The sequence below is a fragment of the Sorangium sp. So ce385 genome, from assembly GCF_051474135.1.
In the GTDB taxonomy this organism is placed as follows: Bacteria; Myxococcota_A; Polyangia; order Polyangiales; family Polyangiaceae; genus Sorangium; species Sorangium cellulosum_D.
The window spans coordinates 4,845,208-4,869,973 of record NZ_CP150337.1; the positions used below are offsets into that span (position 1 = coordinate 4,845,208).

A 24,766-nucleotide genomic window follows, 5' to 3' on the forward strand; every position below is an offset into this window, starting at 1 on the left:
CACCTTGCTCGTGGTTCGGCGCAACAGGTAGCCTAGGCAACGATGCAGGCCAGCGACCCGTTCGGCTGGGTGGGGTCGATCATCGACGGTCAGTTCGCTGTCGAGGCGCTGGCGGGCGAGGGAGCGTTCGGCGTCGTCTACCGGGCCCGGCACCTCGGCTTCGACGCGCCGGTCGCCGTCAAATGCCTCAAGATCCCGACGGGCCTGGGCCCTGATCAGCAGGACGCCTTCCTCGCCAAGTTCCGCGAAGAGGCGCGCCTGCTCCACCAGCTCTCGCGCCGGACCATGGGCATCGTCCAGGCGCTCGACATCGGCGCTGCGGCCGCGCCGAACGGCCCCTGGACGCCGTACATCGTCATGGAGTGGCTGGAGGGCGAGACGCTGGAGCAGGACCTCCGGCGCCGCCGCGCCGAGAACGCGCCGCCGAGGAGCCTCACCGAGGCGATCAAGCTCCTCGCGCCGGTCGCCTCCGCGCTCGCCGTCGCCCACGACGAGAACGTGTCCCACCGCGACGTCAAGCCGGCCAACCTGTTCCTGCTCGGCGACCGCATGAAGGTCCTCGACTTCGGCCTCGCCAAGGTCTTCTCCGAGACGCCGACGTTCGCCGAGGCGCTCGTCCAGACGGGGCGAACGTTCCGCGCCTTCACGCCGCAGTACGGCGCGCCGGAGCAGTTCAGCCCGCGGTTCGGCGCCACTGGACCGTGGACCGACGTCTACGCGATGGCCCTCATCCTCATCGAGGTCGCCAGCGGCCAGCCCGCCCTCTCCGGCGGCGACGTCATCCAGCTCTTCGTCGCCTCGAGCGACGAGTCGATCCGGCCGAGCTTCCGCGCCCGCGGCGTGAGCGCGAGCTCCGACGTCGAGGCGGTCCTCGGCCGCGCGCTCGCGATCAACCCGTCGCAGCGGTTCCGCCACCTCGGCGAGATGTGGTCCGCCCTCGAGGCGGCCCAGCGCTCCAGCGTCGTCGTGGTGGCGCGCGACACCCTGCGCGCGCCCGCGTTCGGCCCCGGCGGCGCCGACGCCGCCGACCCCGTCGACGACGACGGGCTGCTCGACTTCGCCGCCCTCCACCTGCCGCCGCTGCCGCCGCCGCCCGCGCTCTCGGTCCCGCCGCCGTCGCTGCCGCCGCCGTCGCGGCCGCAGCGGCGGCCCCCGGAGAGCAGCGGGGGCCGCGGGAGCGTGGGCCCCGAGCGGAGCGCGCCGAGGGGCCGCGGCGTCGTCCCGTTCGAGGGCGGCGAGCACCGCGTCTGCACCGTCCTGTTCGCCGATCTCTCGGAGGCGACCGCGCTCTCGTCGAGGCTCGATCCCGAGGACGTCAAGGACGTCGTCGATCGCTGCTACCAGGCGCTCGCGGAGCACGTCGAGCAGATGCACGGGATCGTCGAGCGGCCCATCGGCGGGCGCGTCATGGCCGTCTTCGGCGTGCCCCGCGCGACCGACTGCGACGCCGAGCGGGCCATCGTCGCGGCGCTCGCCGCGCAGGCCGCGATCCCGCGCCTCGCGCTGCCGCGCGCGGCGCGGACGGTCCGCCTCTCGGTGCGGATCGGGATCTCGACGGGGCGGGTGTTCGTCGGCGCCGGGAGCTCGGCGCGCCAGGATCTCGCCGTCATCGGCGACGCGGTGGACGGCGCCGCGCGCCTGCAGCAGCTCGCGCCGCGCGGCGCGATCGTGATCGGCCGCGACACCCACCGCCTCGTCCTCGGGCGCTTCCGCGTCGAGCCGGTCGAGGCGAGCGCGGCCCGCGCGGCGCCGGCGGAGCCCGCGGCGCGCGGCGCGGCGCTGCCGATCTACCGCGTGCTCGGCGAGGCCCCGCCGAGCCACGGGCTCGCGCCGGCCGATTTCCACGGGCTCGCGACGCGCCTCGTCGGGCGCGGCGCCGAGATGCAGCGCCTGCGCGATCTCGTCGAGACCGCCTTCCACGAGCGGCGGCCGCGCCTCGTCACGCTGGTCGGCGCGCCCGGCGTGGGCCGGACGCGCGTGCTCGCCGAGCTCGCCGCGGGCCTCGGCGGCGGGCCGGCGTCCGGCGCGCCCTCGTCCGGGCGCGCCGCCGCGCCCGCGCCGCCCGACGCGCCGTTCGTCCTCTCGGCGCAGTGCTCGGCGCTCGCGCGCGAGACGAGCTACGGGCTGGCCGGCGCGCTGCTCCGCCGCTGGTTCGGGATCCACGAGGCCGACCCGGCCCAGGTCATCCTGCGCAAGCTGCGCCTGGGCCTGCGCTGGCTCCGCCTGCGGGCCGCGCGCGCCCGCGCCCGCGCCGAGCGGGAGGCCGCCGGCGCGGGGACGAGGGCCGCGCTCGGGGGCGCGTCGCCCATCGTGACGCGCGCGTCGGCGGTCCCCCTGCGCGGGCCGGTCAGCTCGACCGTGAACGCGCGCAGGGCGGCCGGCGCGGTGCGGTACGAGGACGACGACGAGCTCGATCCGTCCCCGTCGCTGGCGACGTCGAGCGGCTCGAGCGACGTCGAGGACATCCTCGCCCGGCTGGCGGCCATCCTGGGCGCGCGGCCGGCGCCCGCGGGGCTGCTCGAGGCCGCGGCGCGCGGCAGCGTGCTGGCGAAGCGCCGGATCGCCGCCGCGCTCGCGCAGCTCGTCACCTTCGCGCTCGAGCGGACGCCGGTCCTGATCGTGTGCGACGACCTCCAGTGGGCCGACGACGCCACGCTCGACCTCATCGAGGAGCTCGTGGCGCACGCCGAGGGGCTGCCGCTCTGCGTGGTGTGCGCCGCGCGCCCCGAGCTCTACGAGCGCCGCCCGGACTGGGGCATCGCGAAGGAGGCCTACGTCCGCGTCGACGCGCTCCCGCTCGCGCGGCGGCACGCGGAGGAGATGATCCGGGATCGGCTCCGCGGCGCGCCCGAGCTCGACCCGGAGCTCGTGCGCGCGCTCGCCGAGCGCGCCGAGGGCAACCCGCGCACCGTGGAGGAGATGCTCCAGCTCCTCGTGGACGCCGGCGCGATCGAGGCGCAGGACGGCGCGTGGCGCGTCCACGAGGGCGCGGTCGGCGCGCTGAGCTTGCCGCCCTCGGTGCACGGCGCCGTCCAGGCGCGCCTCGACCGCCTCGACGCCGACGCGCGCGGGATCCTCGTCCAGGCGGCCGTCGTCGGCCGGACCTTCTGGGAGGGCGCGGTCGAGCGGCTCAGGAACGACGCCCCGCAGGCGCGCTCGCCCATGTCGAGCGAGCGCATCCTGGCCGAGCTCCAGGATCTCGATCCGCCGTTCTCGGTGCGGCACGGCGCCGGCGCGTCCACCGCCGAGCTGCTCGCGCGCCTGTGCGATCGCCAGCTGATCCGGCTCCGCTCCCCCGCGTCGTTCCCCGGCGAGCGCGAGTACGTGTTCACGGAGCAGGCCACGTGCGAGGTCGCGTACGAGATGCTGAGCCTCAAGGTCCGGCGGCGGATCCACCTGCTCGTCGCGGACTGGCTCGAGCACCGCGCGCTGGGCGACGACGGCGCGGCCCTGCTCGCGCACCACTACGATCGGGGCGGCGATCTGCGGGCCGCCGCGGCGGCGTACGACCGCGCGGCGGCGTACGCCGCGGCGATCGGCGAGGGCGCCGCGGCGGCGCGCCACGCGGCGCGGGCCAGCGAGCTCTGCGACGAGCTCGCGGCCGAGGAAGCCTAGGCGCGCGTCGCTAGCGCGCCTCGCGCCGCAGCCTCGGCAGCCGCGCGCCGGACACGCGCAGCGCGTGGCGCAGGGCGTCCTCCAGCTCCCCGAACGTCTCGAAGGTCCGCGCGTCGCTGCCGAGCTCGACGATCGCCTGCGCCACGCCGGGGGAGATGCCCGAGACGAGGCAGCGGCTGCCGAGCAGGCTCGCGGCCCGGGCCACCTGGAGCAGGTGGTCGACCGTCGGCCCGTCCACGTCCTCCACGCCGGTCAGGTCGAGCACGGCGAAGTGGGCTTGCGTGCGGACGATCTCCCCGAGCAGCTTCTCCATGATCTGCGTGGCCCGGCCGCTGTCGAGCGCGCCGATGATCGGCAGGACGAGGACGCCCTCCCACGCCTGGATGATCGGCGTCGACAGCGCGCGGATCGCCTCCTGCTGCTGGCGCAGGACGCTCGCGGTCCGCTCGCGCTCGGCGTTCTCCTCGGCGAGCATCCGGTTCTTGCCTTCCAGCTCCTCGGCGTACGCCTCGAGGCGCTCGATCGACTGGCGCAGCTGGTCTTCGAGCCGCTTGCGATCGGTGGTGTCCCGCATCGTCACGGCCACGCCGTCCCGGATCGGCACGATCTGGTGGTGCACCCAGACGCGCGGGCGCGACGGCTGGGCGGGGGGCGCGGGCAGGAGGATCTCCTCCTCGAGCGGCGCCCCCTTTCGGACGACGCGCAGGCACTTGTCGAGGAGGACGCCGGCCTCGGTCGAGTGCTGGAGCTCCGAGAGGCGCTGGCCGAGGAGCGCTTCGCGCTGCATCGACAGCATCGCCGCGGCGCGCGCGTTGAGGCCCGTGATCACGAAGTCGGCGACCTCCTCGCCCTCGTCGCGGTGGGACGTCATCGTGAGGAACGCGTCCATGCTGGCCTCGACGGCGGCGTGGAACCGCGCCTCGCTCTCCCGGCGCTGCTCCTCGGCGCGCCGGCGCTCGGTGATGTTCTCGGTCACGATGAGCACGTTCGTGACCTCCTGGGCGCCCCGGATCGGGCTCGCGTGGTTCGCGTACCACGCTCGCTCGCCGTTGGCCCCGAGGCCGACCACCTCGTAGTGCGCCCGGCCGCCGGACTTGAGCACGGTGTCGAGCGCCTGCGTCAGGGTCGCGTGGTACTCCGGCGACGTGAAGTCGTAGATGGTCCGGCCGAGGACGCTCTCCGGAGCGAGCCCCGGGTGTGTCCGGTTGACGGAGACGATCCGCGCGTCCTTGTCGGCGACGATCAGGACGTGCGGGATGCCCTCGTAGAGCGCCCGCAGCTTCTCTTCGGACTCGCGGAGCGCCATCTCGGCGCTCTTGCGCCGCGTGACGTCGCGGACGACGAAGTAGACGAGCCCCTCGTCGAGCGCGAGCATCGCGTTCCACTCGAGCCACCGGTACGAGCCGTCCTTGCAGCGGAAGCGGTTCTCGTAGGTGAGCGTCTGCGCGCCCGTGGAGAACGTGTCGGTCTCCGAGAGGGTGCGCGCCTTGTCTTCGGGGTGGATGAACTCGACGTACGGCCGGGCCATCAGCTCCTGGCGGCTGAACCCGAGGGTCCGCTCCCACGAGGGGCTGAGCTCCTTGAAGCGCCCGTCGAGCGTCGCGATGCCGAGCATGTCGACGGCGAGCGCGTAGAGGCGGCGCTGCTCCTTGTCCTCCTCGCGCACCACCGCGCGCAGGATCGGCCCCGAGCCGTCGGCCAGCGCGAGCTTCGCGAGCTGCGTGTCGGCCTGGATGAAGCCCCCGTTCGGCCGCCGGTAGAGCCACCGAAACCGCTGCGGCTCGCCGCGGCTCGCCGCCTCGATCCGCTGCTTCAGGCCCTCGGCGGAGGCCTGTCCGTCGGGCTGCAGGAGCGGCGAGAGCCCGGTGAGCTCGCGCCCGAGCAGGCCCACCTCGGGCCCGGCGAGCAGCCGCACCGCGCTCGGGTTGGCGTCGATCACGCGCCCGTCCTCGAGGAGGAGGAGCGCGTCCTCGGCCGCCTCGAACGCGGCGCGGTAAAGATCACGATGGCTCATCGTCGGCGCCGCCTGGCGCTGGGAGCGCCCTCGTGCCGGGTTGTCCTCTCGAGCTCGATCGCCAATCCGCACCTCGAGCGGCCGCCTGCGCCCCCCCTCCGTCGCCGCCGCCAACGGCCCATTGTGCAGGAAGCCTCGGTGGAGATCGAGGATCATGAGCCCGCTCGCTCCGCGGGCGACGTCCCGCGGCCGTGCTGCCCCGAACGTCGCCCGCGCCGGCGCGGCGCGCCTGCCTCGGCGCAGCTCGCCCGGTTCGGCGCGCGCGGCCGTCGCGTCGGGCGGCCGCGCGTGTTGTCTGCCTGCCACTTGCCGGCGACGACCTCTCGCGTGCCGCGCGCGTCGTGGTAGCGTTGCTCTGTGTCGGGGAGGTTTCCTTCAGCGCGGCCCGCTGGCGGGTGGTTCTCGTGCGGCGCGAGGTGGGCGCGATGATCTCCGAGGCGTGCGGGCTCTGCGCCTGGCCGGCGAGCCTCGTGGTCGACGACGTGCAGCGGCACAAGAGCGCGCTCATGGATGCGGCGCTGGCGAAGCGCGCCGAGGGCAAGGAGCCGCTCGCGCGCGTGGCGTTCCGCGGCGCGCTCTACTGGCAGCGCTGGCTCATGACGAAGGAGCCCGGGCTGCATGAGGAGGCCCGGGTCGTCTCCGGGCTCGAGTTTGCGCGCGAGGCGGGCGACTGGAAGGAGGCCGATCTGCTCCTCGCCCACGCCGACAGGTCGAGCGCGCTCGCGGAGCTGCCGTTCGTCGAGCACTGGAAGCGGCTCGTCACGGAGCACTTGCCGGAGCAGGTGAGCGACGAGCACGAGCTCGAGGAGGCGTTCCAGGAGTTCCGCCGGCATCCCAGCGAGGAGGCGGCGGAGAGCGTGCGCCGCTGCGCGACGGCGATCGCGCCGCTCGGGTCGCCGGTCCCGGTGCACACGATCCTCGCGCGGGTCGCGGTGGATCTCGGCCAGACCGACGAGGCGGAGTTCCATTTCGCGGCGCTCGTCGTCTGCCGGCCGCTCTGGATCCCATACGTCGTGCAGCTGGCCGAGCACCAGGCGAAGCTCGACCTCCCGCGCGCCCTGCGCACGATCGAGGCCGCGCGCCGCCTCTTCGGCCCCGACTTCTGGCTCCCGCTTTAGTCACGCGGCGGGGGCACGCGCTCGGGGTCCCCGCTCGCGTCAGGCGAGCGCCAGCGTCCGCATCCACCCGCTGATCCGCGTCCCCGCCGGCTTGGGCCACCCCATCCGCGCGAACCGCTCCAGGAGCTGCGGCGTGTGGTCCCCGGTCCGGCTGTCCTTGAACGACGCCCGCGCCGCGTCGAGCTCGCGCGCCGCCTCGTGGAACCGCCCCTCGTGGTACGCGAGCCACGCCAGCGTCAGGTGCCGGTGCTGCCGCGGCTCCGCCTCCGCGAGCGCCACCGCCTCGCACGCCACGAGGTGCTCGCGCGCCTGCTCCGCGTCCCCGCGGTGGAGCGCGATCTGCGCGAACAGGAGCCGCGCCTCGACCAGCCCCCACGGGTCCGCCAGCGTCTCGTAGATCCTGCCCGCCGCGAGCGCGTGCTCCTCCGCGAGCTCGGGCGCGCCCGCGTCGAGCGCGACCATCGAGAGCAGCCGCTCGCACCCCGCCTCGCCGCGCGGGTTCGCGAGATCGCGGAAGCTCTGCCGCGCCGCGAGCGCGCCCGCGCGCGCCGCGTCGAAGTCGCCGAGGCGATGATCCACGTGCGAGAGCGTCAGGTCGCACTGCGCGAGCCCGAGCCGGTAGCCGATCGCGTCGAAGTCGGCCCGCGCGGTCGTGAGCAGCGACCGCGCCGCCTCGGAGAGCGCCCCCGCCTGCTCGACCATGCTCTGGAGCAGCAGGCACTGCGCCCGCCCGAGCCGATCGCCGACCTCCAGGAACCGCGCCTCCCCCGACGCGAGCACCGCCCGCGCCCGCGCGTGCTCCCCGAGCTGGTAGTCGATCTCCCCGAGCAGCACCTCGCACTGCGCCTGCCCGTGGCGGTGGCCGATCTCGTCGAAGATCGCGTGCGCGCGCGCCACGAGCCGCCGCCCTTGCGCCTCCGCGCCGACGTCCGACGCGATGTGCCCGAGCAGGCGCAGGCAGTGCGCCTGGTTCTCCCGGTCGCCGGCGTGCTCGAAGATGCGCCGCGCGTCCTCCGCGTCGCGCCGCGCCTCGTCGAGCCGCCCCGCCAGCCGCAGCGCCTCGGCCCGGAAGCGCAGCTGCGTCCCGAGCCGCGTCCCGGTCAGCACGGGCCGCGCCTCCGCGCCCCGGAGGCCCGGGCGCGAGTCGCTCCCCCCGGGCAGCTTGCCGTCGAGCACGGCGAGATCGCGCAGCGTCGCGGCGATGTCGCGCGAGCTCTGCCAGTGCGCCGCCACGTGCGCGTGCATGAGCGCGGCCGCCTCGTCGGTGTCGCCCGCGCGCAGCAGGCTCACCACCCGGTGCCGGAGGATGCGGCGGCTCGACGCGAACGGGTGCGCGCCGAGCGCGTCGGCGGCGGCGCGGAAGACGCGGGCCGCGTCGGGCTCGAGGAACAGCTGCGAGAGGAGGTGCTCCTGGAGCAGCGCGTGCGGCCAGCGGAGGCGATCGCCCACGGCGAGGAGGATCTGGGCGCGCTGCATGGCCGCGATCGCGCGGTCCGCGGCGATGTCGAGCGACGCGAGCAGCGCGCGCAGGATCTCGCGCCGGATGTCGCCGCCGAGCGCCGCGGCGGCGCGCGCGCCGGCCCGGAGCTCCTCGGGCAGGGCCGCGAGCCGCTCCTCCCACAGGTCGGCCGTGGTCGCGGCCTGCACGGCCATCGACGCCTTCGGCACGAAGTACTTGCCCGCGCGGAGCTGGAGGTGGCCGCCGCCCGCCCACGCGTGCAGGAGCTGCAGCGCGAACAGCGGGTTGCCCTTGCTGCGGGCCGTCGCCGCCTCGGCCGCCGCGTCGTCGAGCGGCAGCGTCTCGCGGAGCAGCGCGTGCGTCTGCGCGGGGTTCAGCGGGGCCACGTCGAGCCGCTCCCCGCCGTAGGCCGCGAGCGCCCCCTCCAGCCGCTTCGCCGCGACCGGGTCGCACTCGACCGCCTCGCTCCGGACCGTCGCCACGACCAGGAGCCCGAGGTTCGGCGCGTCCCGGTGCAGCGTGAGGAGCCCCTCGAACGTCGTCGAGGACGCGTAGTGCAGGTCGTCGAGCCAGAGCAGCACCGGCCGATCGCGGCCGATCCGCTCCAGGGTCTTGCGGATGATCAGCCAGCGCAGCTCCGGCCGGTCCAGGCGGAAGCGCTTCCCCGTCGGGCCGACCGCCTCGCTCCCGGGGGGCGACGGCTTGATCCACTCGGCGGTCGCCGCGACCCACGTCTTGCCGACCTCGTCCTCGGGCGGCACCTCCCAGAGGTTCATCAGCACCTTCTCGACGATCTCGCGCTCGGCCCGCTCCAGCCGGTAGTGCTGGGTCACGGCGCCGAGGACGCCGTCGAGCGGCGCCGCGATCCGCCGGTAGCGCGCGCGGAGCGGCACCATGAGCGCCCGCTCGTGGACCTCCTCGCAGAGCCACTCGGCCAGCCGGCTCTTGCCGACGCCCGCCTCGCCCGCGAGCAGGACGAAGCGGTGCATCGCCTTCGGCGCGTCGACCATCTCGGCGACGACCTCCATGAGGCGCGCCCGCTCGCCGGTCCGGGCCACGAACGGGCTCGGCCGGAGCGCGAGCAGGCCGGTGGTCGTCACCGACGGCGGCGGGTCGTCGTCTGGAGGCTCGATCAGCTCGGGGGTGAGCAGCTCCTTGCGGCTCGGCGGCAGCCGTCCGGTCGTCAGCAGCGCGAGCGGCAGCGGCGTGGCGGTCACGTTCACGTCGCTGCGCGGCTCGAACCGCTTCCAGACCCGCCGCGCGTCGCCCGCGAAATCGAAGCGGTGCCACGGCCGCTTCGCGAGCAGCCGCTTCGCGAACTTCGCGACGTCGCTCGGCACCTCCGGGGGCAGCGGCAGGTCCGGGATCGGCGCGCTCCGGTGCTGCTGGAGGAGCTCGTCGTTCGTGCCGTCGTAGACCTCGCCGCCGGCGAGCAGGGCGTAGAGGATGCAGCCGAGGGCGTAGAGGTCCGTCGGGGGCCCCACGTGGGGCGCCGCGAAGCGGATTTGCTCCGGCGCCATCCAGCCCGGGGTGCCCGCGCCCCAGCGCACGGTAGGCTCGCTCTCCCGCGAGCCGTCGAGCCGGTGATCGATCCGGTCCTGGATCAGCCAGGCGAGCCCGAGGTCGAGCACGTGCACGAGCGGCGGCTCCCCGCCGTGCTGGAGGTCGACGAGGACGTTGGACGGCTTCAGGTCCCCGTGGATCACCCCGCGCGCGTGCGCGTGGGCCAGCGCGCCGAGGACCTGGTCGATGACGCTCCAGATGATCGGCCAGGGCAGCGGGTCCTCGAGCCGGGCGAGATAGAGCCACTCGTGGAGCGACCTCCCCGGGACCGCGTCCATCACGAGGTAAGGCGTCCCGTTGCTGAGCGCCCCGAAGTCGCGGGCCTTCACGAGCGCCGGGTGCGAGAGGCCGGCGAGCGCCCGGGCTTCCTCCTGGAACCACCAGGCGTCCTCGGGGCGCGCGGCCGCGCCCGGCCGGTCGAGCAGCTTCACGGCGACGCGCTCGTCGATCACGAGATCGCGGCACAGATAGACGACCCCCATGCCGCCGCGACCCAGCTCGCGGCGGACCTGGTAGCGACCGGCCAGGATCGTGCCCGGTAAGAACCCTTCTTCGGACATGGCGGTGAGCGGTCCGATGATAGCCGTGCCGGCCGGGCCCGGTAGACTCGATCTCGCCCGGCTGGCCCGAGGTCGCTCGGCCCCAGTTCGTCGTGTCGCTTCCGCGGAGCGATGCTAGGTTGCGGCGATGGATGCGGCGGTTCGCGTGCTCGCTTTCGCTGGCGCGAGGGACGTTCTCGGCGCGGGAGAAGTGGCGTTGCCGCTGCCTGGCCCCTGCACCGCGGCGGAGCTCCTGGATCGGGTCTGCGCGCGCTATCCGGGGCTGATCCCCTACAAGGGCTCTATCCGGGTGGCGGTGAACGGCGTTTATGCGACGCCGAGCGATCCTGTAGGTTTCGGGGACGAGGTGGCGCTCATTCCACCGGTGGCGGGCGGGTAGGGGCCCGCGAGGGACGCGTCATGTCTTCTTCGACCGGCCTCGATTCTGCGCGCGTGGGGGGCGAAGCGCTGGCCCAGCGGCGGCGGTCGCTGCCGCTCGTCGGCGACGGGGAGGGCGGCCGCCGCGCCGCCGTGATCCCGTACCGCGACGGCGCCCGCGGCGCGCCCTCCGCGCACGCCGGGCCCGCGCCGCGCAGCGTGCGCATCTCGGTCACCGATCGATGCGATTTCGCGTGCACCTACTGCCGCCCGTCGCGCCACGACGGCTACACCGACGGCCGGCTGATGACGCCGGCCTGGCGCACCATGTTCGAGGCCCTGCGCGACGCCGGCATCCGGCGGGTCCGCCTGACCGGCGGCGAGCCGCTGCTCCACCCCGAGATCGTCTCGATCGTCGCGTCCCTCGCCGCGCTCGGCTTCGAGGATCTGGCGCTCACGACGAACGCCTCGCAGCTCGCGCGGCTCGCCGCGCCGCTGCGCGACGCCGGGCTGCACCGCCTGAACGTCTCGATCGACACCCTCGACCCCTCGCGTTTCCGCGAGGTGACCCGCGGCGGCGAGCTCGCCCGGGTGCTGGAGGGCATCGACGCCGCGATCGCGGCGGGCTTCTCGTCGATCAAGCTCAACACGGTGGTCCTCCGCGGCGTGAACGACGACGAGATCGAGCGGCTCGCGCTGTGGGCCTGGGAGCGGCGGATGGTCCCGCGCTTCCTCGAGGTGATGCCGATCGCCGAGGGCGCGCGGCTCGTCGGCGAGCACCTCGTCACCGCGGCCGAGATGAGGGCGCGCCTCGCCGAGCACCTCCTCCCGGAGGAGGCGATCTCGGATCCCGGCCTGGGGCCGGCGCGGTACGTCCGCGCGCGCCGCGACCCGTCGCTCCGCGTCGGGTTCATCACGGGCACGAGCGACACGTTCTGCGAGAGCTGCGATCGCCTGCGCGTCTCGTCGACGGGCGTGCTCCGGCCGTGCCTCGCCACCGACGACGGCGTCGACGCCTCGCGCGAGGCGAAGGCCGGCGATCCGGCGGCGATCCAGCGGCGCCTGGAGGAGGCGTGGCGCCTCAAGCCGGACGGCAAGGTCTGGAAGGGCTGCACCGAAGAGACGGCCTCCACGGTGTCGATCCGCGCGATCGGCGGCTGACGCCGCGGCCGTCGCGGGCCCTGGCTCACGGATCGGCTTCCGGTCCTGCGGGCTGCCGTGTCAGATTCCGGAGCGATGTCGCACACTCCTGATCGAGCCGGCGAGGGCGCAGCGCTCTCGACCCACCTGTCCCCGAGCGGCGAGGCCCGCATGGTGCCTGTCGAAGGCAAGCCCGTCACGCACCGCCGCGCGGTCGCGTCGGGCGCCGTCCTGATGCGGCCCGAGACGATCGCCCGCGTCGCGCGCGCCGACGCGCCGAAGGGCGACGTGCTCGCCGCGGCGCGGATCGCCGGGATCATGGCGGCGAAGCGCACGCCGGAGCTCATCCCGCTCTGCCACGGGATCGCGCTCACCCACGTCGCGGTCGAGCTCGACGTGGACGAGCCCTCCGCGGCGATCCGGGTGACCGCCGCCGCGGAGGCGCTCGATCGCACCGGGGTCGAGATGGAGGCCATGGTCGCGGTGAGCGCCGCGTGCCTGACGATTTACGACATGCTCAAGGGGATCGATCGCGAGATGGTGATCTCGGACATCAAGCTCCTCGAGAAGAGCGGGGGTCGCTCCGGTCACTTCCAGAGGAGCGCGCCGTGAGCCGGATCCGCACCGAGCCGCTCCGCCTCGACGAGCTCATCGCCGCCGTGTCCCACCCTGGCGCGGGCGGCGTCGCCACGTTCCTCGGCGTGGTCCGCGACGTCAACGACGGCCGAGCGGTCACGCTGCTGGAGTACGAGGCGTACGGGACGATGGCCGAGGCCGAGCTCGAGCGCATCCTCGCGGAGATCGCCGCGGAGATCCCCGGCGTGCGCGTCGCCGCGACGCACCGGGTGGGCGCGCTCCGGATCGGCGACGTCGCCGTGGCCTGCGCCGCGAGCGCGCCGCACCGGGGCGAGGCGTTCCGCGGGTGCCGCCTGCTCATCGACCGCATCAAGGCGCGCCTGCCGATCTGGAAGCGCGAGCACGGGCCGGACGGCCCGTACTGGGTCGGCTGGGAGGACGCCCGCTGCGGCGGCGAGCACGGGCCCGAGGAGCACCACGGGCACGCGCACGGCCACGGCGGCGCGGCGCCTCCAGGCGGCGCTGGCGGTGGCTAGCGCAGGCGCAGCCCGGGCGGCGGCGGGGTGGAGAGCGGATCGTTCTCCCGCAGGCGGTTGTTGTGCCGGATGTCCGTGCCCTTGACGAGGAACACGACCGACTCGGCGATGTTCATCGCGTGATCGGCGATGCGCTCCAGGTACTTCGCGATCGACTGGATGCGCGTGGCCCTGTACACGGTGCTCGGGTCGCGGCTCATCGTGAGGAGCACCTCCTGGAAGATGCGGGCGTAGTGCTCGTCGATCACGTCGTCGCGCGTGAGCAGCCGCTGCGCCCGGTCGCAGTCGCGGGCGACCAGCGCGTCGAGGGCCTCGTGCACCACCTCGATCGCCTCGTCCGAGAGGCCTTGCAGCTCCGCCGCCGGCGCGAGCGGCGGCTCCTCGTTGAGCTCCTGCACCCGCTCGCAGACGTTCACCACGAGGTCGCCGATCCGCTCGAGATCGGTGACGATCTTGAGCGCGGTCGTGACGAAGCGCAGATCCGAGGCGACGGGCTGGCGCGTCGCGAGGATCCTCATGCAGAGCTCGTCGACCTCGCACTCCAGGCTGTTGATCCGGCGATCGAGCCGTATCGTCGCCTTGGCGAGGCCCGTGTCGCGCGTCGCGAGCGCGGTCGAGCCTTTCTGGATCATCTCCTCGACCAGGCTGCCCATCAGCAGCAGCTTTTCGCGCAGCGTGCGCAGCTCGTGCTCGTAGACCTTGCTCGTGTGCGACGTCGGCATGAAATCCCCACTCCCCTCAGCCGAACTTACCGGTGACGTAGTCTTCCGTCTTGCTTTCCTTCGGATTGGTGAAAATTGTCTGGGTCCTGTCGAACTCCACCAAATCCCCCATGTAGAAGAAAGCCGTGTAGTCAGAGCACCGCGCGGCCTGTTGCATGTTGTGCGTGACGAGCACGCAAGTATAGCGCTGCTTGAGCTCATCGATGAGCTCCTCGATGCGCGCGGTCGCGATGGGATCGAGCGCAGAGCACGGCTCGTCGAGCAGGATCACCTCGGGCTCCACGGCGAGGACGCGGGCGATGCAGAGCCGCTGCTGCTGGCCGCCGGAGAGCGAGAGCCCGGACTGATCGAGCTTGTCCTTCACCTCGTCCCAGAGCGCGACCTGGCGAAGGCACTTCTCCACGAGGCCGGTGGCGTCCTTGACGGAGATGCCGTTGAGCTTGTGTCCGGCGAGGACGTTCTCCCGGATCGACATCGTGGGAAATGGGTTGGGCTTCTGGAACACCATGCCGACGCGGCGGCGCAATCGCACCGGGTCGACCGCTTTATCATAGATGTTCACGCCGTCGATCATGACGGAGCCCTTCGCCGTGGCCCCGGGCACTTGCTCGTGCATCCGGTTGAGACAGCGCAGGAACGTCGACTTGCCACATCCGGACGGGCCGATGACCGCGGTGACCTGGCCGTCCGGGATGTCCAGCGTGATGTCGTGGATGGCGTGGAACTTGTTGAAGTAAGCGTTCAGCCGGGTGACGCTGATCTTGGCCGGCGGCGCCTCGGGTTCGGGCTCCGCAGAGCGGCGGTCGCCCTCCGCGCCGAGCCCGATGCGGCGTTGTCCGGCCTGTCCATGGTGCGGTGAGTCAAACGAGCTCATCGGGTGCCTTTAACGCGCCTTGACGCTCCGGGACGTCACGATTCGGGCGAGCAGATTGAGGAAGAAGACGATGGCGATCAGCACGAGCGCGCCGGTCCAGGCCTCCTGCTGCCACTTCGGGTAGGGCGAGGTCGCGTTCCTCCAGATCTGCACCGGCAGCGAGGCGATGGGTCGGTCGACGGCGACGCTCCAGTACTGGAAGCCGAGCGCAGTGAGGAGCACCGGCGCGGTCTCGCCGGCGATGCGGGCCACGGCGAGCATCACGCCGGTGCCGATGCCCGGCGAGGCCGTCCGGAGCACGACGAGGAGGCTCGTGCGCCACTCCGGGACGCCGAGGGCGAGCGACGCCTCGCGGAGGTGCGCGGGCACGAGCTTGAGCAGCTCCTCCGTCGTGCGGGTCACCGTCGGGAGCATCACGATGGCGAGCGCGATGCCGCCGGCGAGCGCCGAGAAGCGCTTCATCGGGACCACCACGAGGGCATAGACGAACACGCCGATGGTGATCGAGGGCACGCCGCCGAGCACGTCGGCGATGAACCGGATCGCGCTCGCGAGCTTGCCCCGCCCGATCTCGGCGAGGTAGATGCCGGCGAGGATGCCTGTCGGCAGCCCGATGCAGCAGCCGATCGCGACGAGGATGAGCGTGCCGACGACCGCGTTGCCCATGCCGCTCCGCTCGTCGCCGAGCGGCGGCTTCGGGAGCTGGGTGAAGAAGTCGAGGGAGAGCCCGCTCAGGCCCTTGCTGACCACGTAGATGAAGATCAGAAACAGCGGGACCAGGACGACGACGGCGCTCGAGACGCAGAGCCCTTCGAAGAAGTAGCTGCGGGCGCGGCGCAGGCGCTCGCCGGGCGCCGGCTCGAGCAGCGTGCGTCGAGCGGCGGCGGAGGGGCGCGCCGCGGGGGCAGGGGAGTCGTTGCTCATGCGCGTCTCTCCAGCTTGCTCTTGGTCGAGCTCACGAGCCACCGGGCGAAGAGGTTGAGGAGGAGGGCGACCCCGAAGAGGAGCAGCGCGATCTTGGAGAGCGCCGACACGTACATGTCGCTCGTCGCCTCGACGAACTCGTTGGCGATGACGCTCGCCATCGAATACCCAGGGTGGAAGATCGACGCGCTGATCTTCGGGGCGTTGCCGATCATCATGGTGACCGCCATGGTCTCGCCGAGCGCCCGGTTCAGCCCGAGGATGATCGCCCCGATGATGCCCGAGCGCGCCGACGGGAGGACCGCGTAGCGGATGGTGTCCCACGCGGACGCGCCGAGCCCGACCGCCGCCTCGCGGTGCAGCTGCGGGACCGCCTGCATCACCTCGCGCGAGACCGAGGTGATCGTGGGGACGATCATGATCGCGAGGATGATGCCCGCGGCGAACATGCCGATGCCGACCGGCGGGCCCTCGAAGAGCGGCAGGAAGCCGAGGTGCTCGATCAGGAACGGCTCGATGGTCTCCTGGAGCCAGGGGCGGAGCACGGCGATGCCCCAGAACCCGTAGACGACGCTCGGGATCGCCGCGAGGAGCTCGACCATGAAGCCGAGCGGCTTGCGGATCCGGTGGGGGGCCAGGTCCGAGAGGAAGATCGCGAGGCCCAGCGAGACCGGGACGGCGAGCGCGATGGCGATGAGCGAGCTGACGACCGTGCCGTAGATGAACGGCAGCGCGCCGAACTCCTCGCGCGCGGGGTCCCACACGGTGCCGGTGAGGAACGCCAGGCCGAACTTGTCGATGGCCAGCCGGGACGACCGGACGAGCTCCAGCACCATCAGCGTGGGCACCGCGAGCACCGTCAGGCCGAACACCGTCAGGATGACGCGGAACGCTCGATCCGCGCTGCGCGTGCCGCGCGCCACGTCGCCCCCCGACGCGGTCGAGGCGGCTTGTTGCATGGGGACTTCTACCGTGCTCATGGGCCTATCCTGCGCGCGCGCCGGCGGCGCGCGGCGGAGCGCCGTGTGCGCCGCTGACGCGCCTTCTTTCATGGCGTTGGGGTGAGCAGGGGCTTGCCGTCAGGGCCCACCAGCGTGGCGAGCTTCTTGTTGACCTTCTCGACGACCGCCGTCGGCAGCGGCGCATAGTGGAGGTCGCTCGTGAACTTCTGGCCGTCTTGCATCGCCCACTTCACGAAGTTGGCGAGCACCTTACCCTTCGCGAGGTCCTTCTGCTCCTGGTAGACGAGGAGGTAGGTGAAGCCGGCGATGGGGTACGCGTCCTCGCCCTCGGCGTCGACGATCGACATCCGGAGGTCGTCCGGCATCTTGGCGGCGGCGCCGGCGCCCGCGGCGGTCGTGCTCTCGAGCGACGGGGCGACGAACTTGCCGCTCTTGTTCTTGAGCGAGGCGAAGGTGAGCTTGTTCTGCATCGCGTACGCGAGCTCGATGTAGCCGATCGAGGCGGGCGTGCTCGTGATGAGCGCGGAGACGCCGTCGTTGCCCTTGGCGCCGAGGCCGCCCGGCCAGTTGACGCTGGTCCCGGTCCCGGGGCCGCTCTTCCACTCCGGGCTCACCGCGCTCAGGTAGTCGACGAAGATCTTGGTGGTCCCGCTGCCGTCCGAGCGGTGAACCGTCGCGATCTCCTTGTCGGGGAGCTTCACGTCCGGGTTCTCCTGCTGGATCGCCTGGTCGTTCCACTTCTTGATCTTGCCGAGGAAGATCTGCGCGGCCGCCTCCGGCGTCAGCTTCAGCCCCGACGCGACGCCCTCGAGGTTGTAGGTCAGCACGACGGCGCCGAGGCAGGTCGGCAGGTGCAGGATGCCCGCCGCCTTGCCGAGTTGCTCCTCGCTCATCGGCGCGTCGGTGGCGCCGAAGTCGACGGTCCGCTCGGTGATCTGCCGGATCCCGCCGCCGGAGCCGATCGACTGGTAGTTGATCTTGACCTTGGTGTTGGCTTTTTGAAACTCGGAGATCCACTTCGTATAAAGCGGATACGGGAACGTCGCGCCCGCGCCCGTCAGGGTGACCTCCCCATCGGCGCCCGGCTGAGGCGCCGCGTTCGGCTTCGAGCCGGGCAGCGAGCCGGTCTCTTGGGGACCGTCGGAGCGACCGCATCCAGCGGCCAGGAGGAACATCGCCAGGGTGAGCAGAATTCGAGCCATGCACCGTCAGGCGTAGTCGAGCTTTGTGACAGCTGTGTGACGGCAGGGTGGAACAGCGAGTACCGGATTTTCCTGACTTTGCGGGGATCACGCGGCGCGCGCGAGGCGGACGGTGAACTTGGTGCCGCGGCCGATGGCGCTCTCGACCTCGATCGAGCCGTTCATCAGCTCGACCAGGTGCTTCACGATGGCGAGGCCGAGCCCCGTGCCGCCCAGGTCGCGCGAGCGGCCGGCGTCGACGCGGTAGAACCGCTCGAAGATGCGGCCCAGGTGGTGGGGCGGGATGCCGGGCCCGTCGTCGGCGACGGCGATCGTCACCTGCTGATCGACCGAGCGCGCCCGCACCGTGACGTGAGCGCCCTCGCCCGCGTACTTGATGGCGTTGTCGAGCAGGTTCATGAGCACCTGCTCGAGCGCGCGGCGGTCGCACCGCGCGGACGGGAGCGCGGCGGCGTCGACCGTCAGCGTGACCCTGCGGCGGCGCGCCGCCTCGGCGAGCAGCTGCGTCACGTGCTCGATGGCGGGGGCGACGTCGAGATCGGCCAGCGCGAGGCGGAAGTTCTTCGCCTCGATCTTCGAGAGGTCGAGCAGGTCGTCGACGAGGTGGCGGAGCCGCTTCGCGTGCCGATCGATCACGTCGACGAACTCGGCGGCCTCGTGCGGGTCCTGCAGCGCGCCGAGCTGCAGCGTCTCGGCGGCGGTGCTGATCGCGGTGACCGGCGTCCTGAGCTCGTGGGACACGTTCGCGACGAAATCGGTCCGGATCGTCTCCAGCCGGCGGAGATCCGTGACGTCGTGGAACACCGCGATGAGCCCGGGCTCCGTGGGCGCGCCGTCGTGCTCCGCGCGCGCGTCGAGCGCGTCGTGCGCCGGGGCCTTCCGGCGCGACACCCGCACGAGCAGCCGCCGCGGCAGCGTCCGCCCGAGCTCGACCTCGACGTCGACCGGCTCGTCGCGCTGGCCGGCGAGCTGGATCGCCTCGGTGAGGTGCGCGTTGCGGATCGACTCGATGACCGATCGGCCGAGCGCGTCCTCGCCGAGGGAGGCCATCGCGCGCAGCGCCCGGTTGGCGAGGAGGATCCGCCCGTCGCGATCGAGCACGAGCACGCCCTCGCTCATGCCGTCGAGGATGCCCGCGAGCAGATCGCGCTCGGTCCGGACCTCGGCGATGGAGCGGGAGAGCTCGCTCGTCAGGTGGTTGAGCGCGCGCGCGAGCTGGCGGAGCTCGCCCGAGCCGCGCAGGGGCGCGCGCGTCGACAGGTCGCCCTCGGACATCGCCAGCGCGAAGCGGGTCAGCCTCCGGATGGGGCGCGTGATGAAGAAGGTGGTGGCGGCGCCGACCGAGATGGCGACGACGATCACGGCGCCCATGCCGAACAGCATGGTCCGCCGCGAGCGCGAGAGGGCCGCGTCGACGGCGGCGCGCGGGCTGTGCTCCGCGAGCAGCGCCGCCTCCATGTCGCGCGCGGCGAGGCGCTCGATCGGCACGCCCGCGACGAGGAGGACGAGCACCGTCGCCGCTACGAGCTTCGCGCCGATGCCGAGCCGCCTCAACACGAGCATGAGGGCCCCTAGGCGGCCTCGGGCTCGGCGCGGAACCGGTAGCCGACGCCGCGCACGGTCTCGATGTAGTCGCCGGCCGCCCCGAGCTTCTCGCGGACGCGCTTCACGTGGGTGTCGACGTTGCGCGCGGTGACGTCGACGTGCGAGCCCCACACCTCGTCGAGCAAGAGATCGCGCGAGAGCACGCGCCCGCGGCGATCGTAGAGCATCATGAGCAGGCGGAACTCGAGCGCCGTCAGCGCGATCTCGTTCTCCTGCACCCACGCCCTGTGCGCGGCCCGGTCGACCCGGAGGATGCCGAAATCGAACTTCTCCGGGGCCGACGTGGGGCTCTCGGAGCGCTTGAGGATCGCCCGCGCGCGCAGGATGAGCTCTCGCACGCTGAACGGCTTGACGACGTAGTCGTCGGCCCCGAGCTCGAAGCCGACGATCCGATCGATCTCTTCCCCCTTGGCCGTGACCATGATGACGGGGACCGCGGAGGTCTGCGGGTTCTGCTTCAGGCGGCGGCAGATCTCCGTGCCCGACATGTCGGGGAGCATCAGGTCGAGCAGGACGAGATCGAACCGCTCCTCCTTGACCGCGCGGAGCGCTGTCTCTCCGCTCCCGGCGGAGACCACATCGAAGCCAGCTTGACGGAAGTTGTACGTGAGGACGCGCTGGAGGTCGCGCTCGTCCTCGACGATGAGCACGTGGCTCGGCATGGACGGTGGGTGTAGCAGCGCATTGTGACAGCTTCATGGCGATCGCGCGTGCCGCGCGTCGTCGACACGAGCCCACGAGGCGGAGCGCCTGCGAGCAGGCGGTGGAGCGCGAGGGCGACGGAGCGCGAGGCCGACGGGCGCGAGGCCGACGGGCGCGAGGCCGACGGGCGCGCGGCGACGGGCGCCGGACGGCGCACGGGGGGGCGCGCCGGGCGGCGGACGGCCCGATCGGAGGCGGCCCCGGGCGCAGCCGGGAGACCGGCCGGGAGCGGCGAGGCGCAGGCGGACGGGAACGGCGGGAGCGCGGAGGCGCGCAGGGGACGCGCAGCGAGGCCGGTCGCGGACCTTGAGGACGGAATGCGTAGCGCTTGCAACGCTCGGCGTTTTCGCCTAACTGGCCCGCCCATGGCCCTCGAGCGAACCCTCTCAATCATCAAGCCCGACGCAATGGAAAAGAACAAGGCAGGCGCGATCATCGCTCGCCTGGAGCAGGAGGGCTTCACGATCAAAGCGATGAAGCGCATCCACCTCAGCCGCGCGGAGGCGGAAGGCTTCTACGCCGAGCACCGGGGGCGCGGCTTCTTCGACGAGCTCGTGACGTTCATGTCGCGCAGCCCCATCCTGGTGATGGCCCTCGAGCGCGAGGACGCGGTCGCGAAGTACCGCGAGGTCATCGGCGCGACCGACCCGGCGAAGGCGGCGGAGGGGACGATCCGCAAGCTGCACGGGGCGAGCGTGGGCGAGAACGCGGTCCACGGCTCCGACAAGACGGCGACCGCCGCGCGCGAGATCGCCTACTTCTTCGCTGGTTACGAGGTCGCTCCGAGCGCGACCAACTGATGCTCGGCGAGCGGCTCGCCGCCGCGCTCGGCGCGGCGCGGGACGGCGCTGCAGGCATCGAGAGCTTCGCCCACCTGCTCGGCTCGCGCCGCGTCGGGCCGCGCGGGGTCGCCCTCGCGCTGCCGGAGGTGTGCGAGGGGTGCGCGGCGCTGGTCGCCGCCCTCGACAGCCTCTCAGCGGCGGTCCGCGACGGCTTCGTGGCGACCGACGACCCCGCGGCGGCGGACGCCGCGTGCGCGGTGCTCGGGCACGCGGGCGTCGACGTCGCGCGCCTCACGGACGAGCTGTCGCGCGCCGCCGCGGGCGCCCCGACGGGGCGCGGCCCCGGGCGTGGCCGCGGGGAGCGCGCCGGCGCCGAGCGCGGCATCGACGCCCGGCAGCGCCTCGCGCTCGAGGCGTCGGTGCGCAGGACGGCCCGGGAGCTGAGCGGCGCGCTGCGGCTGTCCGAGCTCGTGATCGCGACCCTCGAGCTGCGCCCCACGCCGCTCGATCTCATCGACGTGCTCCGCAACTGGAGCGCCGCCGCGGTCGAGGGGCGGCCCGTCGTCGGCATCTCGGTCGCCTCCTCGGACGGCCGCGCCAACGAGGTCGAGGGCGACGTGCGCGCCGTGAGCGGGCTCATGGAGCTCGCCGTCGGCATGGTCAGCGCCGCGGGCGTCGCGAGCCCCCACCTCGCCGTGTCCCGCCTGCCGGACGGCCGCTCGACGGTGCGCATCGCGGAGCGCGGCCCGCGCGAGGGGGCGCCGGCGGTCGCCCTCGACGTGGTGCTGCGCGACGGCGGCGAGCGGGCCGCCGCCGTGGCCCGCGTCGTCGCGCGGCGCGCGGGCGTCGACCTCGTCGAGGGGCCCGGCGGCCGCGTCGTCACCATGACGTTCTGACGCCGCTGCCGGTGCTGTCGCGGCCGTGCTAAAGGCGCCGCCATGGCCACCGACGAATCCCTGAAGTCCCTTGTTGAGGCGGCGTTCCGCGACCGCGAGCTCCTGCGCTCGCCCGCGCACGAGGCCGCGGTCCTCCGCACGATCGAGCAGCTCGATCAAGGCCTGCTCCGCGTCGCGGAGCCCGACAAGACCCCGCAGGCGGGCGGCGAAGGCGCGGCGCCTCCTGGCGAGGGCGCCGCGCACCGGTGGGTGACGCACGCGTGGATCAAGGAGGCGATCCTGCTCTACTTCGCGCTCCGCGGCATGAGCGTGATGGAGGTCGGCCCCTTCGAGTTCCACGACAAGATCCCGCTCAAGCGCGGGCTCGACAAGGCGGGCGTGCGCGTCGTCCCGCCGGGGACGGTGCGCTACGGCGCGTTCCTCGAGCAGGGCGCGATCGTCATGCCCGGCTACGTGAACATCGGCGCGTGGGTCGGCGCGGGGTCGATGGTCGACACGTGGGCGACCGTCGGCAGCTGCGCGCAGATCGGTCGAGGCGTGCACCTCGCCGGGGGTGTCGGCATCGGCGGGGTGCTCGAGCCGCCGGGGGCGCGGCCGGTGATCATCGAGGACGGCGTCTTCGTGGGCTCGCGCGTGATCGTGGTGGAGGGCGTCGTCGTCGAGGAGGAGGCGGTGCTCGGCGCCGGCGTGGTGCTCACCGCGTCGACGGCGATCCTCGACGTCACGGGGCAGGAGGTCGTCGAGCACCGCGGCCGGGTGCCGGCGCGCAGCGTGGTCATCCCGGGCACGCGGCCGAAGCGCTTCCCCGCGGGGGAGTTCTCGATCCCCTGCGCGCTGATCATCGGCAAGCGGAGCGAGGCGACCGACCGCAAGGTGTCGCTCAACGCGGCGCTGCGCGACTTCGCGGTGCCGGTGTGAGCGCGCGGCCCGATCGGGGCGCGGCGGCCGACGCCGCGCTCGCGGACACGCTGCTCTGGCTGTGCTCGATTCCGTCGCCCATCGGGGAAGAGCAGGAGCTGTGCGCCGCGGTGGCCGAGCGGCTCGGTCGGGCGCAGCTCGCCGCGCCGGTCCGCCGTCACGGCGACTCGCTGGTCGTGCAGGTGACGCAGGGCACGGGCGGCCCGAAGATCGCGCTGGCCGGGCACCTCGACGTGGTGCGCACCTCGCACGACGGGCCGCCGCGGATCGAGGGGGATCGCCTCTACGGCCCCGGCGCGAGCGACATGAAGTCGGGCCTCGCGCTGATGCTCGACCTCGTCGAGGGCGCGCGGGAGGACGTCGCGGGGGTCGATCTGACGCTCGTGTTCTACGCCCGGGAGGAGGGCCCGTACCTCGAGAACGAGCTCGCGCTGGTCATCGAGCGCGAGCCGGGCCTCCGCGCGCTCGATCTCGCGGTGTGCCTGGAGCCGAGCGACAACAAGCTGAGCCTCGGCGCGAGCGGCTCGCTGCACGCGGGGCTGACGTTCCGCGGGCGGACGGCGCACAGCGCGCGGCCGTGGCAGGGGGAGAACGCCATCTACAAGGCGGGCCCGCTCCTTGTCGAGCTCGCCGCCCTCGCGCCGCGCGAGGTCGAGATCGACGGGTTCGTCTACCGGGCCGTGACGACGGCGACGATGGCGCAGGGCGGGCGCGGGCGGAACGTCGTGCCCGACGAGTTCACGATGAACCTGAACCACCGCTTCCCGCCGGGGACCTCGATCCAGGAGGCGCAGCGGACCATCGAGGCGCTCGTGGCCGGCCGCGCCGAGATCGAGTGGCGCGACCTCAGCCCGTCGGCGCTGCCGCACGCGTCGCACCCGCTCGTCGTGGCGCTGCGCGAGGCCGGCGTCGCCGCGGTCGAGCCGAAGCAGGCGTGGACCGACGTGGCCCGCTTCGCAGAGCTCGGCGTGCCCGCGGTGAACTTCGGCCCCGGCGAGAACGCCCAGGCGCACCAGCGCAACGAGTGGGCGTCGCTGCGCAAGCTCTCGGACGGCCGCGCGATCCTCCGCCGCTGGCTCTCGGCGCTCGGACCGGCCTGACGGGGGGCGCGCTCCGCTCTCGAGGGGCGCGCGGCGCGCTCTTCCGCGCGCGGGCTCTCGGTCAGGGCGCCGCGCGCACCGAGAGCCCGGCGGCCGGGATGGTGAAGAAGAACGTGCTGCCCTGGCCGGGCGAGCTCTCGACCCAGATCGTGCCGCCGTGGGCCTCCACGATGCCCTTGGTGACGAACGCCGCGAGCCCCATCCCCTGTCCGAGGGGCCGGCGAGCGGGCGCGTGGCGGGCGAAGAGCAGCGGCTGCTGGTCCGGCGCGATGCCGGGGCCGGTGTCGGAGACCGAGAACCGCGCGTCGTTGCCCGAGGGCTCCGCGCGCACGGTGATGCGTCCGCCCTTGGGCGTGAAGCGCATCGCGTTGCCGAGCAGGTTCGCGATGACCTGGACGATGCGCTCCCGGTCGCACGCGATGGGCGGCACGTCGTGCGGCAGCTCCTTCGCGATCTCGAGCGGCTTCAGCGCGACGGTCGGGGCGACGAGCTCGATCGCCCGGTCGAGGATCGGCTCGACCTCGTGCGCGCCCTTGCCGACCTTCAGCGAGCCGTTCTCGATGCTCATGGCGTCGACGAGGTCCTGCGCGAGCTGGTTGATGTCGTCCGCCGCGCGGGTGATCGCCTCGAGCTGCCGCCGCCCCGGGCCTTCCTGGGGGATCGAGCGCATCAGCATGCGGGCGCTCACCACGATCACGCTCAGCGAGTTCCTGAGATCGTGAGAGATGGTGGACACCGTCTCGCGGAGCATGCGCTCGGCCGTCTCGGCGCGGCGCTCCAGCCGCTGGCATTGCTCCTCGAGCCGCTCGCGCTCGGCCGCGTCGCCCCGCGGGGCGTGCCGGTCCGAGTCCGCCTTCGATCGCCTGGGCACCCTGGCGCGCAGGGTCGCCGGCCCCGCGGAGCGAGGCCCGCTCGCCGCGGCGGACGCCGAGCCCCTCTTCGGCGAGCGCAGGGGCACCGCCGTGGCGCGCCCGCGGAGCGGGCGGCCGTGCGCTCCATCCGCGCTGTCCGTCGCGTCTTTTCCGGCTTTTTTCCTCGTCACCCCCGCCATTCTCGCTCCCTTTTGGCTCTCAAGCGATCAGTTAGCCAGAAAGACTGTGCCTGGGATAGTCAGGTCGTACCTCAGTCAAGTCATGGCAAC

Annotated in this window: 20 protein-coding genes; 10 read left to right on the top strand and 10 right to left on the bottom strand. The window is 73.2% G+C overall.

The window, feature by feature from the left end:
- The first annotated feature begins 42 nt into the window (after positions 1 to 42).
- Positions 43 to 3,615 carry a protein kinase domain-containing protein gene (locus WME83_RS17790; protein WP_437320475.1) on the top strand — a complete coding sequence of 1,191 codons (3,573 nt, stop codon included), beginning with the start codon at positions 43 to 45 and terminating at the stop codon, positions 3,613 to 3,615.
- 10 nt (positions 3,616 to 3,625) lie between these two features.
- On the opposite strand, the gene WME83_RS17795 is transcribed toward WME83_RS17790, so the two are convergent.
- Positions 3,626 to 5,629, bottom strand: coding sequence for a PAS domain S-box protein (locus tag WME83_RS17795; protein WP_437320476.1), 2,004 nt, complete (start codon positions 5,627 to 5,629; stop codon positions 3,626 to 3,628).
- A 425-nt stretch (positions 5,630 to 6,054) separates the two neighbouring features.
- Between WME83_RS17795 and WME83_RS17800 the strand changes: the two genes are divergently transcribed.
- Positions 6,055 to 6,747, top strand: a complete 693-nt coding sequence (locus WME83_RS17800; protein ID WP_437320477.1) for a hypothetical protein — start codon at positions 6,055 to 6,057, stop codon at positions 6,745 to 6,747.
- Between the two features lie 39 nt (positions 6,748 to 6,786).
- On the opposite strand, the gene WME83_RS17805 is transcribed toward WME83_RS17800, so the two are convergent.
- The gene (locus WME83_RS17805; RefSeq protein ID WP_437320478.1) at positions 6,787 to 10,329 is read right to left on the bottom strand and encodes a protein kinase domain-containing protein; all 3,543 of its coding nucleotides are present in this window, start codon (positions 10,327 to 10,329) and stop codon (positions 6,787 to 6,789) included.
- A 127-nt stretch (positions 10,330 to 10,456) separates the two neighbouring features.
- Between WME83_RS17805 and WME83_RS17810 the strand changes: the two genes are divergently transcribed.
- The 4 genes from WME83_RS17810 (at position 10,457) to WME83_RS17825 (ending at position 12,938) form a co-directional block, all read left to right on the top strand.
- Entirely contained in the window at positions 10,457 to 10,708 is a 252-nt protein-coding gene (locus WME83_RS17810; protein WP_063823977.1) for a MoaD/ThiS family protein, read from the top strand.
- A gap of 20 nt (positions 10,709 to 10,728) precedes the next feature.
- Positions 10,729 to 11,847: a GTP 3',8-cyclase MoaA gene (gene moaA, locus WME83_RS17815; protein ID WP_437320479.1), complete on the top strand. Its 1,119-nt coding sequence runs from the start codon at positions 10,729 to 10,731 to the stop codon at positions 11,845 to 11,847.
- A gap of 75 nt (positions 11,848 to 11,922) precedes the next feature.
- Complete coding sequence (moaC, locus tag WME83_RS17820; RefSeq protein ID WP_020735523.1) at positions 11,923 to 12,438, top strand: cyclic pyranopterin monophosphate synthase MoaC; 516 nt, start codon at positions 11,923 to 11,925, stop codon at positions 12,436 to 12,438.
- Positions 12,435 to 12,938 carry a molybdenum cofactor biosynthesis protein MoaE gene (locus tag WME83_RS17825; RefSeq protein WP_437320480.1) on the top strand — a complete coding sequence of 168 codons (504 nt, stop codon included), beginning with the start codon at positions 12,435 to 12,437 and terminating at the stop codon, positions 12,936 to 12,938. The genes moaC and WME83_RS17825 overlap by 4 nt, the downstream gene beginning before the upstream one ends.
- On the opposite strand, the gene phoU is transcribed toward WME83_RS17825, so the two are convergent.
- The 7 genes from phoU to WME83_RS17860 form a co-directional block, all read right to left on the bottom strand.
- Positions 12,935 to 13,660: a phosphate signaling complex protein PhoU gene (phoU, locus tag WME83_RS17830; protein ID WP_437320481.1), complete on the bottom strand. Its 726-nt coding sequence runs from the start codon at positions 13,658 to 13,660 to the stop codon at positions 12,935 to 12,937. The genes WME83_RS17825 and phoU overlap by 4 nt on opposite strands.
- Positions 13,661 to 13,676: 16 nt before the next feature.
- Positions 13,677 to 14,534 carry a phosphate ABC transporter ATP-binding protein PstB gene (pstB, locus tag WME83_RS17835; RefSeq protein WP_437320482.1) on the bottom strand — a complete coding sequence of 286 codons (858 nt, stop codon included), beginning with the start codon at positions 14,532 to 14,534 and terminating at the stop codon, positions 13,677 to 13,679.
- A 9-nt stretch (positions 14,535 to 14,543) separates the two neighbouring features.
- Positions 14,544 to 15,458: a phosphate ABC transporter permease PstA gene (pstA, locus tag WME83_RS17840; protein ID WP_437320483.1), complete on the bottom strand. Its 915-nt coding sequence runs from the start codon at positions 15,456 to 15,458 to the stop codon at positions 14,544 to 14,546.
- Positions 15,455 to 16,438, bottom strand: a complete 984-nt coding sequence (pstC, locus tag WME83_RS17845; RefSeq protein ID WP_437320484.1) for a phosphate ABC transporter permease subunit PstC — start codon at positions 16,436 to 16,438, stop codon at positions 15,455 to 15,457. The genes pstA and pstC overlap by 4 nt, the downstream gene beginning before the upstream one ends.
- Positions 16,439 to 16,506: 68 nt before the next feature.
- Positions 16,507 to 17,622 (bottom strand): phosphate ABC transporter substrate-binding protein PstS, encoded by a 1,116-nt coding sequence (gene pstS / locus WME83_RS17850; protein WP_437320485.1) that lies wholly within the window; start codon positions 17,620 to 17,622, stop codon positions 16,507 to 16,509.
- 87 nt (positions 17,623 to 17,709) lie between these two features.
- Complete coding sequence (locus WME83_RS17855; RefSeq protein ID WP_437320486.1) at positions 17,710 to 19,185, bottom strand: ATP-binding protein; 1,476 nt, start codon at positions 19,183 to 19,185, stop codon at positions 17,710 to 17,712.
- Between the two features lie 8 nt (positions 19,186 to 19,193).
- Positions 19,194 to 19,889, bottom strand: coding sequence for a response regulator (locus tag WME83_RS17860; protein ID WP_020735531.1), 696 nt, complete (start codon positions 19,887 to 19,889; stop codon positions 19,194 to 19,196).
- Between the two features lie 405 nt (positions 19,890 to 20,294).
- Here WME83_RS17860 and ndk point away from each other — a divergent pair, with 405 nt between their 5' ends.
- From ndk to dapE, 4 genes are read left to right on the top strand one after another with little or no spacing between them, the layout of a single operon-like run.
- On the top strand, positions 20,295 to 20,729 hold the full coding sequence (gene ndk / locus WME83_RS17865) for a nucleoside-diphosphate kinase (protein WP_061629540.1): 435 nt from the start codon (positions 20,295 to 20,297) through the stop codon (positions 20,727 to 20,729).
- A complete protein-coding gene (locus tag WME83_RS17870) occupies positions 20,729 to 21,607 on the top strand; it encodes a hypothetical protein (protein ID WP_437320487.1) in 879 nt (292 codons plus the stop codon). The genes ndk and WME83_RS17870 overlap by 1 nt, the downstream gene beginning before the upstream one ends.
- 42 nt (positions 21,608 to 21,649) lie before the next feature.
- Positions 21,650 to 22,525: a 2,3,4,5-tetrahydropyridine-2,6-dicarboxylate N-succinyltransferase gene (locus WME83_RS17875; protein WP_437320488.1), complete on the top strand. Its 876-nt coding sequence runs from the start codon at positions 21,650 to 21,652 to the stop codon at positions 22,523 to 22,525.
- Positions 22,522 to 23,625 carry a succinyl-diaminopimelate desuccinylase gene (dapE, locus tag WME83_RS17880; RefSeq protein WP_437320489.1) on the top strand — a complete coding sequence of 368 codons (1,104 nt, stop codon included), beginning with the start codon at positions 22,522 to 22,524 and terminating at the stop codon, positions 23,623 to 23,625. Before WME83_RS17875 ends, dapE begins: the two co-directional genes overlap by 4 nt.
- 61 nt (positions 23,626 to 23,686) lie before the next feature.
- Here dapE and WME83_RS17885 read toward each other — a convergent pair whose 3' ends face one another.
- Positions 23,687 to 24,676: an ATP-binding protein gene (locus WME83_RS17885; RefSeq protein WP_437320490.1), complete on the bottom strand. Its 990-nt coding sequence runs from the start codon at positions 24,674 to 24,676 to the stop codon at positions 23,687 to 23,689.
- Positions 24,677 to 24,766: the final 90 nt, after the last annotated feature.

What these genes read in the sequence shown, in the direction of transcription:
- WME83_RS17790 (WP_437320475.1), top strand. Translation starts at nt 43, where the DNA reads ATGCAGGCCAGCGACCCGTTCGGCTGGGTGGGGTCGATCATCGACGGT.
- WME83_RS17795 (WP_437320476.1), bottom strand. Translation starts at nt 5,629, where the DNA reads ATGAGCCATCGTGATCTTTACCGCGCCGCGTTCGAGGCGGCCGAGGAC.
- WME83_RS17800 (WP_437320477.1), top strand. Translation starts at nt 6,055, where the DNA reads ATGATCTCCGAGGCGTGCGGGCTCTGCGCCTGGCCGGCGAGCCTCGTG.
- WME83_RS17805 (WP_437320478.1), bottom strand. Translation starts at nt 10,329, where the DNA reads ATGTCCGAAGAAGGGTTCTTACCGGGCACGATCCTGGCCGGTCGCTAC.
- WME83_RS17810 (WP_063823977.1), top strand. Translation starts at nt 10,457, where the DNA reads ATGGATGCGGCGGTTCGCGTGCTCGCTTTCGCTGGCGCGAGGGACGTT.
- moaA (WP_437320479.1), top strand. Translation starts at nt 10,729, where the DNA reads ATGTCTTCTTCGACCGGCCTCGATTCTGCGCGCGTGGGGGGCGAAGCG.
- moaC (WP_020735523.1), top strand. Translation starts at nt 11,923, where the DNA reads ATGTCGCACACTCCTGATCGAGCCGGCGAGGGCGCAGCGCTCTCGACC.
- phoU (WP_437320481.1), bottom strand. Translation starts at nt 13,660, where the DNA reads ATGCCGACGTCGCACACGAGCAAGGTCTACGAGCACGAGCTGCGCACG.
- pstB (WP_437320482.1), bottom strand. Translation starts at nt 14,534, where the DNA reads ATGAGCTCGTTTGACTCACCGCACCATGGACAGGCCGGACAACGCCGC.
- pstA (WP_437320483.1), bottom strand. Translation starts at nt 15,458, where the DNA reads ATGAGCAACGACTCCCCTGCCCCCGCGGCGCGCCCCTCCGCCGCCGCT.
- pstC (WP_437320484.1), bottom strand. Translation starts at nt 16,438, where the DNA reads ATGAGCACGGTAGAAGTCCCCATGCAACAAGCCGCCTCGACCGCGTCG.
- pstS (WP_437320485.1), bottom strand. Translation starts at nt 17,622, where the DNA reads ATGGCTCGAATTCTGCTCACCCTGGCGATGTTCCTCCTGGCCGCTGGA.
- WME83_RS17855 (WP_437320486.1), bottom strand. Translation starts at nt 19,185, where the DNA reads ATGCTCGTGTTGAGGCGGCTCGGCATCGGCGCGAAGCTCGTAGCGGCG.
- WME83_RS17860 (WP_020735531.1), bottom strand. Translation starts at nt 19,889, where the DNA reads ATGCCGAGCCACGTGCTCATCGTCGAGGACGAGCGCGACCTCCAGCGC.
- ndk (WP_061629540.1), top strand. Translation starts at nt 20,295, where the DNA reads ATGGCCCTCGAGCGAACCCTCTCAATCATCAAGCCCGACGCAATGGAA.
- WME83_RS17870 (WP_437320487.1), top strand. Translation starts at nt 20,729, where the DNA reads ATGCTCGGCGAGCGGCTCGCCGCCGCGCTCGGCGCGGCGCGGGACGGC.
- WME83_RS17875 (WP_437320488.1), top strand. Translation starts at nt 21,650, where the DNA reads ATGGCCACCGACGAATCCCTGAAGTCCCTTGTTGAGGCGGCGTTCCGC.
- WME83_RS17885 (WP_437320490.1), bottom strand. Translation starts at nt 24,676, where the DNA reads ATGGCGGGGGTGACGAGGAAAAAAGCCGGAAAAGACGCGACGGACAGC.